This is a genomic window from Leifsonia sp., from assembly GCF_051955155.1.
Classification (GTDB): domain Bacteria; phylum Actinomycetota; class Actinomycetes; order Actinomycetales; family Microbacteriaceae; genus Leifsonia.
In genome coordinates, this window is the sequence record NZ_JBQCGZ010000037.1 from 1 (window position 1) to 10901 (window position 10901).

Consider the following 10901-nt stretch of genomic DNA (forward strand, 5'->3'; position numbering starts at 1 on the left):
CAGATCGTCGACGGCCGTCACCGTCGCGCCGAGCAGCGTCGCGGGGGGGGCCCGCCCCGGCCCGCCCCCCCCCCCCCCCCACGCGCGGCCCGCGGCGGCCCCCCCCCCCCCCCCGGGCGGGGGGGGCGCCCCCCCCCCCCCCCCCCCCCCCCCCCCAGGGGGAGGGGATGCGGGTCAGGCGGTGGCGTAGCGGTCGGCGACGGCGAGGGCGGCGTCGATCGCGGCCAGGCCGCGGCGCAGCTCGTCCTCGGTGATCACCAGCGGCGGCGCGATGTGCACGCGGTTGAAGTGCGTGAACGGCCAGACGCCGGCCTTCTTGCACGCGGCGGCGACCTCCGCCATCGGGGCGGCGTCCGCACCCGCCGCGTTGAACGGGACGAGCGGCTCGCGCGTCCCACGGTCCCGCACCAGCTCGAGCGCCCAGAACAGGCCGCGGCCGCGCACCTCGCCGAGCGACGGGTGCCTCTCCAGCCACGACGTGATCTCCGGCTCGACGACGCGCGCGCCGAGGTCCCGGACACGCTCCAGGATGCCGTCGCGCTCGAACACCTCGAACGTCGCCACACCGGCCGCGCAGGCGAGCGGGTGCCCGGAGTAGGTCAGGCCGCCCTGGAACGACACGTCGTCGAAGAACGAGGCGATTTCGTCCGAGATGACGACCCCGCCGAGCGGGACGTATCCCGAGTTCACCCCCTTGGCGAAGGTGATCAGGTCGGGCACGACATCGAACGCGTCCACGGCGAACCACTCGCCGAACCGGCCGAAGCCGACCATCACCTCGTCGGCGATGTAGACGATCCCGTAGCGGTCGCACAGCTCGCGCACGCCGGCCAGGTAGCCGGGCGGCGGGACGAGCACGCCGTTCGTCCCGACCACCGTCTCGATGATGATCGCGGCGACGGTGGACGCGCCCTCCAGCACGATGACGTTCTCGAGGTGCTCGAGGGCGCGCTGCGTCTCCTCCTCCTGGGTGGTCGAGTGGAACGCGGATCGGTACGGGTACGGACCGAAGAAGTGCGCGACGGACGGGTCGCTCGGCTCGTTCGCCCAGCGCCGCGGGTCGCCGGTGAGCGAGATGGCCGTCGCGGTGCCGCCGTGGTACGAGCGGTACATCGAGAGCACCTTGCGGCGCCCCGTGACGCGGCGGGCCAGGCGCACGGCGTACTCGTTCGCGTCGGCGCCGCCGTTGGTGAAGAACACCTTGTTCAGGCTTCCCGGCGCGACGTTCGCGATCCGGCGCGCGAGCTCGCCGCGCACGTCGTTCGCCATCGACGGCTGGATGGTCGCCAGCCGGCCGGCCTGCTGCTGGATGGCGGCGACCAGGTCCGGGTGCTGATGGCCGAGGTTCAGGTTCACCAGCTGCGAGCTGAAGTCGAGGTAGGCGTTGCCCTGGTAATCCCAGAACGTGGAGCCCTCGCCCGCCGCGACGGGCAGCGGGTCGATCAGGGCCTGCGCGCTCCAGGAGTGGAAGACGTGGCTGCGGTCGTCGCTGCGCACCTGGGTCTCGGCGTCCGCGTCGCCGAAGGCGTGCTCGTTTCCTCTGCGGTCGGTGAAGCCCGTGCGGGCGGTGGCGCCGATGGTGTCGGTCATGCTGTCCTCCGTGTGCTGCTCAGGAGTTGCCGGGGAAGGCGAGCTCGATCTTCGAGTGCTGCGGTTCGGGCCAGCGCGTGGTGACGACCTTGCTCCGCGTGTAGAAGTGGAAGGACTCCGGTCCGTAGATGTGGGAGTCCCCGAAGAGGGAATTCTTCCAGCCTCCGAACGAGTACGCACCGATCGGCACGGGGATCGGCACGTTGATCCCGACCATCCCCACCTCGATCTCGAACTCGAACCGGCGCGCCGCCCCGCCGTCGCGCGTGAAGATCGCGACGCCGTTGCCGTACGGGTTGCCGTTGACCAGCGCGATCGCCTCGTCGAACGTGTCGACGCGGACGACGGAGAGCACCGGCCCGAAGATCTCGTCGTCGTAGACCTTCGTGCCAGGCTTCACGTTGTCGACCAGGCTGACGCCGACGAAGAAGCCGTCGCCGTCGAAGTCGCGCTTCGTGCCGTCGACCACGACGGTCGCGCCCTGCGCCTCCGCCTCGGCGACGTACGAGGCGACCTTGTCGCGGTGCTCGCGCGTGATCAGCGGCCCCATCTCGCTGGCCGGGTCGGTGCCCGGACCGATGGCGAGCGATCCGAGCCTGCGCTCGATGGCGGGCACGAGCCGGTCGCCGACGTCGCCGACGGCGACGAGCACGCTGACCGCCATGCAGCGCTCGCCCGCGGAGCCGTAGGCGGCGGAGACGGCGGCGTCCGCCGCGGCCTCGATGTCGGCGTCCTCTAGCACGACCATGTGGTTCTTCGCCCCGCCGAGGGCCTGGACGCGCTTGCCGTTGGCGCTCGCGCGCTGGTAGATCGAGCGGGCGATCGGGGTGGACCCGACGAACGAGACCGCGGCGACGTCGGGGGAGTCGAGCAGCGTGTCCACCGCCTCCTTGTCGCCGTGGACGACGTTGAGGACGCCGTCGGGCAGCCCGGCCTCGCGGAACAGCTTCGCCAGGAACACCGACGCGGACGGGTCCTTCTCGCTCGGCTTCAGCACGACGGTGTTGCCGCACGCGATCGCGCTGGCGACCATCCACAGCGGCACCATCACCGGGAAGTTGAACGGGGTGATGCAGGCGACGACGCCGACCGGCTGCTTGACGCTGTGCACGTCGATCCCCGTGGAGACCTGCTCGCTGTACTCGCCCTTGAGCTTGTCGATCAGGCCGGACGCGAACTCGACGTTCTCCAGGCCACGGCCGATCTCGCCGGCGGCATCGGAGAGCACCTTGCCGTGCTCGCTGGTGACGATCGCGGCGAGCTCGTCGCGGCGCTCGGTGAGCAGGTGACGCAGCCGGAACAGCACATCGGCGCGCTTGGTCAGGCTGGTCGCCCGCCACTGCGGCAGCGCGGCCTTCGCCGCCGCGATGGCGGCCTGGACCTCGGCGGAGCTGCCGAGCACGACGTCGTGCTGACGCGCGCCCGTCGCCGGGTCGAAGACGGGGCCGAGGCGCGCCGGCTCGCCGGTCTCCTCGCCGTTCACGAAGTGGCGGATCAGGGCCACGGGACCTCCTGGGTGGTGTCGGCCGGACGGATTGCCCGGCTCGGGAAGTAGGCTTGCATCCCAATGATCACAGAGCGGAGGTCGAGGTCGGGATGCCAGATCGTCGGAGCTTGAGCGCGGACAACACACATCGTCCGGAGCCGCAGCCCGCGCTGCTGCCGACCGTGCGCGACGTGCTGCGGATGGACGCGGTCGCGGGCGCACTGCCGGAGGTGGTCGCGGGGGAGGACGGCCTGGACGCGCGCGTGCGCTGGGTGCACGTCGCCGAGATCGTCGACGCCGCGCGTCTGGTCGCCGGCGGCGAACTGCTGCTGGCGACCGGCGTCGGCTGGCCGTCCGACGACGCCGCGCTGCGCGCGCTCGGGCGACGGCTGGTCGAGGCGGGCATCGCCGGGCTGGTGCTGGAGCTGAGCGAGCGGATGCCGTCGGCGCCGGACGCGCTCGCCGCGGAGTTCCGCGCCGCCGGCCTCCCGCTCGCCGTGCTGCACAGGGAGGCCAGGTTCGTCGCGATCACCGAGGCGGTGCACGCCAGGATCATCGACGAGCAGATGGTCGCGCTGCGGGCGAGGGACGAGCTCCACGCGCTGTTCACCGAGCTGAGCCTGCGCGGCAGCCCCGCCGACTTCATCGTCGCGCAGGCCGCCCGCGTGCTCGGCTGCCCGGTGGTGCTGGAGGACACCGGCCACCAGGTGATCGCCGCGGAGAACCTCGGTGACGGCGACGCGGAGCTCGTGGACTGGGAGCAGCGGTCGCGCCGCGCGCACCGTGGGGCGGGCGAGGCCGGCTGGACCATCACGCCCGTCGAGGCCAGGGGCATGCGCTGGGGCTACCTCGTCGCCCTGCCCGGCGCCGCGCATCCCGCCGGCCGCTCGACGGTGCTGGAGCAGGCGGCGGTCGCGCTCGCGCTCAGCCGGCTGGCCGACCGCGACGACGACGAGTGGACACGGCGCAGCCACGACGCGCTGCTCGGCGCGCTGCTCGGCCGCCGCTTCGCCGGCGAGGGCGGCCTGACCGCCCGGTTCGCCGCGGCCGGCTTCCCGGTGACGGACCGGGTGCTCACCGGCATCGCCGTGCGCCCGCGCCCGGGCACCGCCGAGGCGGGGAACGTGCCAGGCGCCACCGCGGCCGGGCGCGCGGTCGACGCGGTGCGCGCCGCCGGAGCGCAGGCGGTCGCGGCCGGGCACCCGGCCGTGCCGGGGCTGCTCGTCGTCGCCGTCTCCTCGCGCGGCGACCGGGAGCCGTCGGATGCGCTGCTCGCGGCGCTCGCCGGGCCCGATTCCGCCGCGGTCGGCGTCGGATCCGCCGCGCACGGCATCCCGGGGCTGCTCGCCTCCATCGAGGAGGCGGTCGAGCTGGCGGCGCGGGCGACGCCCGGCCGCGGCCGCGGGCCCGTCGTCCAGCGCGCGGAGCGCCGGCCGCTGCTGCGCCTGGTGACCGCCTTCGGCAGCGACCCGCGGATGCTCGAGCACGCGGAGACGATGCTGCGACCGCTGATCGACCACGACCTGGCCACCGACGGGGATCTGATCGAGGTGCTCCGGGCGTACCTCGCCCATCCCGGCAACCGCACGAAGGCCGCCGCGGCGAGCCACCTCTCGCGCTCGGTGTTCTACCAGCGGATCGCGCTCATCGAGGACCTGCTGGGCTTCGACCTCGACGACGGCGAGACGATCGGTGCGCTGCACGCCGCCGTGCTCGCGCGCCCGGTCAGGCGCTGAACGCGGCCGATACCTCCTCGTGCGGTAGGGCGTAGCTGCGGTGGCCGTCCCTGCCCTCCACGTCGCGCGCGGCCACCAGGGCGTTGGCGACCGCCTCCTCCACCGCCTCGACCGTCGCCGCGTACAACGGATCCACCCGCCCCCACGGCAGTGCCAGCACCGCGTCCGGCGCGGCGTCGGGTCCGGTCGGCATCCGGGACGTGAACGCGCCGGCGTTGGCCGTGGAGAACGCGAGGAAGATGTCGCCGGAGAAATGACTGCCCGTCGTGCCGGTGCGGGCGAGGCCGAGCGGGACGCGCCGGGCGACGGCGGCGAGCTGGCCGGGCAGAAGGGGGGCGTCGGTTCCGACGACGGCGATCACGCTCCCCGCCCCGGGAACGGCCGCTGCTCGCTCGCCGTCGCGCTCGAACCAGTCCGTGGTCTCCATCGGATTCGGTGCGGAGGAGCGACGGCCGAGCGGGACGCCGGCGAGGCGCAGTTCGGCGCGGGAGCCGAAGTTGGCCTGCAGCAGAACGCCGACCGTGTACCGTTCGTCGCCGATCGTCACCAGCCGGGAGGCGGAGCCCGTGCCGCCCTTGAAGCCGTAGCAGTTCATGCCCGTCCCCCCGCCGACGGAGCCCTCTGCGACCCGGCCGGCGGTCGCCGCATCGATCGCTGCGCCGGCGTCGGAGGAGGAGACGTGCCCTCCGTTGATGTCGTTCAAGTAGCCGTCCCAGGTCTCGCCGACCACGGGCAGCTGCCACTGGACCGCCAGCTCGGGACGCTCGCGCACGATCCAGTCGATGACGCCGCGATGGACGCTGCCGACCGCGTGGGAGTTGGTCAGCAGCACCGGGAGGGACAGCGACCCGCTCTCGTCGATCCAGCTGCGTCCGGTGAGCTCCCCGTTGCCGTTGAGCGAGAACGTCGCGGCCGCGCACGGGATGCCGACACCGGCGCGGCCCCGAGGCAGGACCGCGGTGACTCCGGTCTGCACGGCGCCGGAGGAACGTGTCACGAAGCCGACCTCGACGCCGGGCACATCGGTGATGGCGTTACGGACGCCGGGGGTTCCATCGAAGGGGACGCCGAGGTCGCGGGCGCGGACGTGATTCATGCGCACAGCATAGCCGAACTGAACACATGTTCAATTCTTTGCCGATAAGCCAATAGAAGCATTGACTTAAGCGACCTGAGTCTGTTGAATGCCTGTTCAATACCCACCTTCAACACCGGCAATGACGCCGGTTCGAGAGGAGCATCATGTCGCAGCACGACGACAGCAGCGCGGCGGTCTCCGCGGAGGCCGACCGGGCGAAAGCGGGAGAGGCCGGGCAACCGGGTGCGGGGCGGCTCGGCGCCGGCCGCCTGGGAATCTGGGGCATCGTCTTCTTCGTCATCTCCGCCGCCGCGCCACTCACGGTGGTGGTGAGCGCTGGACCGACGAGCTTGCGGATGGGTGGGATCGGTGCGCCGGGGGCGATGCTCACCTGCGGGCTCGTGCTGATCCTGTTCGCCATGGGCTTCACGGCGATGTCGCGCTACGTCACGAACACCGGCGCGTTCTACGCCTATGCGGCGCGCGGGCTGGGCAAGCCGGCAGGAATCGGCACGGCACTGGTCACCGTCTTCGCCTACGGCTTCCTCTGCGTGTGCTTCTACGGCTTCGTCGGGTTCTTCGCCCAGTCCACGTTCGCCGCTCTCCTCCACATCGACCTGCCTTGGGGCGTCTACTCGGTCGTCGCGGCGCTCGTGGTTGCGCTGCTGGGCTACCGCAGGATCGACGTCGGGGCCAAGGTGCTCGGCGTGCTGCTGACCCTGGAGGTGGCGATCCTGCTGGTGCTGGCGGTCGCGGTGCTCGCACAGGGCGGCCCTGAGCCGGTGTCGTTCGCCTCCTTCGACCCGGGCAACGTGTTCTTCGCCGCGGGCGCGGGAAGCCTCTTCGTGGTCGGCTTCGGCGCCTACCTGGGCTTCGAGGGCACTGCGATCTACGCGGAGGAGGCGAAGCGTCCCGAGCGCACGGTCCCGGTCGCGACGTACATCGCGGTGGCCTTCCTCGCCCTCTTCTACGCGTTCACGTTCTGGGTGCTCACCGTTGCGTTCGGTGTCGACGGCGTGCTGAGCCTCGCGCGCGGCGACGCGTTCCAGGACATGGTGTTCACGGCCGGCGGGCAGTTCCTGGGGGAGTGGGCCACGGTCGCCATGCAGGTGCTGATCGTCACGAGCTTCTTCGCCTGCCTGCTGGCGTTCCACAACGCCTGCGCGCGCTACCTGTACTCGCTGGGACGCGAAGGGCTGCTGCCCCGGGCGCTCGGCCGCACGCACCGGAACACGCAGTCCCCGTACGTCGCCAGCCTGGTGCTGTCCGCGGTCTGTCTGGTCGCCGTGCTCGTGTGCGTCGTCGCAGGGGCAGATCCGTTCCTCGGGCTCGCCATCTGGGCCTATGCCACGGGTGTGGCGGGTCTGGTGTTCGCGCAGGGGGTGGCAGCGGTCTCGGTCGTCGGCTTCTTCGCCAGGGACCGCCGTGGACACTCGGTGTGGCGCGTGATCGTGGCACCGGCGCTCGGAGCCCTCGGCCTTATCGTCGGCTTCATCCTGATCGCGACGAACTTCGAGATCGTGACGGGGATGGAAGGGCCGGTGAACGCCGTTCTGCTGCTGCCGACTCCGATTCTCTTCGTCGGCGGCATCGTCGGCGGTCTCGCTCTGAAGCGTGCGAAGCCCGCCCGCTACGCTGCGCTCACTACGATGGCAACGGGCGCGCCGGCAGCCGGCGGCGGGACGGGAGAGCGGTGACGGCAGCACGCCAGCGGCGGCGCGATGAACTCGTCTCGGCGACGCGGCGAGTCGCGCGGGAGCGCGGCGTCGCTGCAACGAACGTGCGCGCCGTCGCTGCAGAGGCGGATGTCAGCGCGGGAGCCGTGCTGTACTACTTCAAGAGCTTCGACGAGCTGATGTTCGCGGCCGTCGAAGGCGTGGTGGAGGAGTTCTACGAACGCCGCGCCGCGATCGTCGAGGGCGTCGCGGATCCGCGCGAGCGCGTCGTCGCCCTGATCGAGGCCGGTGTCCCCGACACCATCAGCGACGACCTGCGAATCGTCTACGAGAGCATCCCCCTGCTGCGCGAGCGGCCGCAGTACAAGCCGCTGCATCGTTCGATCGTTGAACGTCAGGTCATGCTCTACCGGTCGACCATCGAGCTCGGCGCGGGGCTCGGCGTCTTCCGCCTGGCCTCGGACGCCGGGACGATCGCTCGCAATCTGGTCGCGCTCGAGGACGCGTACGACCTCTACCCGCTGATCGGAGTGGAGTTGGACCGGGCGCGCACCCGCCGCAACGTGCTCTCCTATGCCGAACTCGCCCTGGGCTGCACCTTCGGGCCGCCGGACGGGCCTTCCGAAGCGCCTCGCTGACGGTGCAGTCGCCCCTCGCCGTCACGCGACGGGCTCCCGACACCTGCTCACGAGTCGAAGCCGAGCCCGACCGCGTCGAGCGTCCGCAGGAACAGGTTGCGTCGGCCCTCGTGGTGATCGGCGCGGTCGAGCGACCAGCGGGTCAGGGCGATGCCGAGCGCGGCGGCCGGCTCCGGAGGGAACGGCAGCGGCCTGCTCTTCACCAACGCGAGCTCGGTGCGCTCGGTGCTGCGCCCGTCCAGGAGGTCGAGCATCACGCGCGCGCCGAAGTGCGTCGCCGCGACTCCGAGGCCGGTGTAGCCGGTGGCGTAGGCGACCGTCCCGCCGCGGGCGGTGCCGAAGAACGCGCAGAACCGGCTGCACGTGTCGATCGCGCCGGCCCAGCGGTGCGTGAACGTCAGCCCCTCCAGCTGCGGGAACGTCGTGAAGAAGTGCGAGGCCAGCCGGCGGAACGTCTCCGGCCGGTCCTCGTAGCGCTCCCTGACCCGGCCGCCGTAGTGGTAGACCGCGTCGTAGCCGCCGAACAGGATGCGGTTGTCGCGCGTCAGCCGGTAGTAGTGGAACTGGTTTGCGGAGTCGCCGAGCCCCTGCCGGCCCGACCAGCCGATGGCGGCGAGCTGCTGGGCCGAGAGCGGCTCGGTCATCAGCACGTAGTCGTAGACGGGGACCGTGGCGAGCCGGTTGCGCTTGAGCAGACTCGGGAACACGTTCGTGGCGAGCGCGGTGCGCCGGGAGCGCACGACGCCCTGCGGCGTGTACAGCGTCGTCCCCTCGCCGATCCCCTCCACGGGGCTGTGCTCGAAGATCTCCACGCCGGCCGCCTCGCACGCGCGGGCCAGCGCCCTGGCGAGCTTCGCCGGGTGGACGAGGGCGGAATCCCTGGTGCGGAGCAGCCCGCCGAGGTAGCTGGGGGAGTGCACCTCGGCCTGCCCGGCTGCAGCGTTGAGGAAGCGGGCGTCCTCGCCGGCCTCGGCGGCGGCCTCGCGCAGCCACGGCACCTGGTGCGGCTCGGTCGCCAGGTCGATCGCGCCGTTGCGCTCGAACTCGGCGTCCATCCCGAGCTCGGCGATGGTGGCCCCGATCTCGTCGAGGTTCGCCATGCCGAGCTCCTGCAGCCGGTCGAACTCCTCGGGGAAGCGGCTGCGGCCGTTCTCGTCGCCGTGCGTGAGGCTCGCCTCGCAGAAGCCGCCGTTGCGGCCGGAGGCGGCCCAGCCGATGCGCCTGCCCTCCAGCAGCACCACGCGCGCGCCGGGGTTCTCGCGCGCGGCGAGCAGCGCCGTCCAGAGCCCCGAGTAGCCGCCGCCGACCACCGCGAGGTCGCAGCTGATGTCGCCGGTCAGACGCGGGTAGGGATCGCCCGGGGCGTCCTCGATCCAGTACACGCCCTGCCGGGTCGGGGCGAGCGCGTGCGCGACGACGGATGCGTCGGGACGGCGGCGTTCGAACACGGTGGATGCCACGGCGAGCCTCCCAGGTTTTCTCTCTCCGGTCATTCTGCCGGACGGGCGCGCGCGTGTCCGTCGCGAATCCGGCGGGGGACCGGGCAGACCGTCCGGCGGTCGCGGCGTCTCCTGAACCGCTTCAGCTGCAGGTACCCTGGTGCCGGACGACCGGGAAGGAGGACGCCGTGGCGCCGGACGCACGCGTGACGATCGGCGGTCTCGCCGACCGCCTCGGCCTGTCCAAGGCGTCGGTGTCCTACGCGCTCAATGGGCAGCCGGGCGTCAGCGCGGAGACCAGGCAGCGCGTGCTCGCGCTCGCCGAGGAGCTGGGCTGGCACCCGAGCTCCAGCGCGCGTGCCCTCTCCCGCGCCCGCTCCGACGCCATCGGGATCGTGCTGCGCAGGGACCCGGGCCTGCTCGGCGCGGAGCCGTACTACATGAGTCTGCTCGCCGGCGTGGAGACCGAGCTGGGCGCCGCCGGGCAGTCGCTGCTGCTGCGGATGGTCGGGATGGACGACGGCCTGGACGTCGCCACCTACCGGCGCTGGAGCGCCGAGCGCCGCGTGGACGGCGTGATGCTGTTCGACATCACCATCGGCGACCCGCGCCCGGCGCTGCTGGACGCGCTCGGGCTGCAGTACGTGCTGCACGGCAACCGGGAGCCGATCGCCCCCGGCCGCGTTCTGCTCTACGACGCCGCGGGCGACGCCGGCCTGCTCGTCGACCACCTGGCCGGGCTCGGCCACCGCGGCCTGCTGCACATCCGCGGCCCGGAGGAGTTCGAGCACGAGCTGGACCGGATGGAGGCCGTGCGGGCGCGCGCGGCGGCGCACGGGGTGCGCGTGGCCTTCGAGCCGTCCGACTACTCGATGGAGGCGGGCGAGCGGATCGCCGCCCGCGCGGTGGCGGAGGACCCGACGATCACGGCGATCGTCACCTCCAACGACCTGCTCGCGCTCGGCGCCCAGGCCGCGCTGACCAGGGCGGGCAGGGACGACGTGGCGATCGCCAGCTGGGACGACTCCCTGCTCTGCCGGCTCGGCTCCCGCCCGATCACGGCGCTCGCTCGCTACCCGGAGGAGCAGGGCCGCCGCGCCACCCGGATGCTGCTCGACCAGCTCGCCGGGATCACCCCGGCGGCGACGACCGCCCGCCGTTCCTCCCTGGTCGTGCGCGCCACCAGCGTCCGCGCCGCCGCCGCCGCGTAGCGAGCCGCGGGCGCCTGCTTCCGCGCGGAGTGCGAACGGTCGCGACT

The 10901-nt window shown here is 72.6% G+C and carries 8 protein-coding genes; 4 read left to right on the forward strand and 4 right to left on the reverse strand.

The genetic code is table 11. The features are described 5' to 3' along the window. Positions 1 to 174: 174 nt before the first annotated feature. Positions 175 to 1590, reverse strand: a complete 1416-nt coding sequence (locus ACTHMF_RS03810; protein WP_440316360.1) for an aspartate aminotransferase family protein — start codon at positions 1588 to 1590, stop codon at positions 175 to 177. A 19-nt stretch (positions 1591 to 1609) separates the two neighbouring features. After that, a complete protein-coding gene (locus ACTHMF_RS03815; protein WP_440316361.1) occupies positions 1610 to 3094 on the reverse strand; it encodes a CoA-acylating methylmalonate-semialdehyde dehydrogenase in 1485 nt (494 codons plus the stop codon). A gap of 110 nt (positions 3095 to 3204) precedes the next feature. On the opposite strand from ACTHMF_RS03815, the gene ACTHMF_RS03820 reads away from it, so the two are divergent. After that, complete coding sequence (locus ACTHMF_RS03820; protein ID WP_440316362.1) at positions 3205 to 4812, forward strand: PucR family transcriptional regulator; 1608 nt, start codon at positions 3205 to 3207, stop codon at positions 4810 to 4812. Here ACTHMF_RS03820 and ACTHMF_RS03825 read toward each other — a convergent pair. Beyond that, complete coding sequence (locus tag ACTHMF_RS03825; protein WP_314149593.1) at positions 4802 to 5908, reverse strand: DmpA family aminopeptidase; 1107 nt, start codon at positions 5906 to 5908, stop codon at positions 4802 to 4804. The two genes, ACTHMF_RS03820 and ACTHMF_RS03825, sit on opposite strands and share 11 nt — an antisense overlap. Positions 5909 to 6054: 146 nt before the next feature. Here ACTHMF_RS03825 and ACTHMF_RS03830 point away from each other — a divergent pair, with 146 nt between their 5' ends. Next, positions 6055 to 7587, forward strand: a complete 1533-nt coding sequence (locus tag ACTHMF_RS03830) for an APC family permease (RefSeq protein ID WP_440316363.1) — start codon at positions 6055 to 6057, stop codon at positions 7585 to 7587. Continuing rightward, positions 7584 to 8204 carry a TetR/AcrR family transcriptional regulator gene (locus tag ACTHMF_RS03835; protein WP_314149595.1) on the forward strand — a complete coding sequence of 207 codons (621 nt, stop codon included), beginning with the start codon at positions 7584 to 7586 and terminating at the stop codon, positions 8202 to 8204. The genes ACTHMF_RS03830 and ACTHMF_RS03835 overlap by 4 nt, the downstream gene beginning before the upstream one ends. Before the next feature lie 47 nt (positions 8205 to 8251). Here ACTHMF_RS03835 and ACTHMF_RS03840 read toward each other — a convergent pair whose 3' ends face one another. Beyond that, on the reverse strand, positions 8252 to 9664 hold the full coding sequence (locus ACTHMF_RS03840) for an NAD(P)/FAD-dependent oxidoreductase (protein ID WP_440316364.1): 1413 nt from the start codon (positions 9662 to 9664) through the stop codon (positions 8252 to 8254). Between the two features lie 167 nt (positions 9665 to 9831). Here ACTHMF_RS03840 and ACTHMF_RS03845 point away from each other — a divergent pair, with 167 nt between their 5' ends. Then, positions 9832 to 10854 carry a LacI family DNA-binding transcriptional regulator gene (locus ACTHMF_RS03845; RefSeq protein WP_314149597.1) on the forward strand — a complete coding sequence of 341 codons (1023 nt, stop codon included), beginning with the start codon at positions 9832 to 9834 and terminating at the stop codon, positions 10852 to 10854. Positions 10855 to 10901 lie beyond the last annotated feature (47 nt).

Excerpts from the sequence above, each read along its gene's own strand:
- ACTHMF_RS03830 (WP_440316363.1), top strand. The coding sequence starts at position 6,055 with ATGTCGCAGCACGACGACAGCAGCGCGGCGGTCTCCGCGGAGGCCGAC.
- ACTHMF_RS03825 (WP_314149593.1), bottom strand. The coding sequence starts at position 5,908 with ATGAATCACGTCCGCGCCCGCGACCTCGGCGTCCCCTTCGATGGAACC.
- ACTHMF_RS03810 (WP_440316360.1), bottom strand. The coding sequence starts at position 1,590 with ATGACCGACACCATCGGCGCCACCGCCCGCACGGGCTTCACCGACCGC.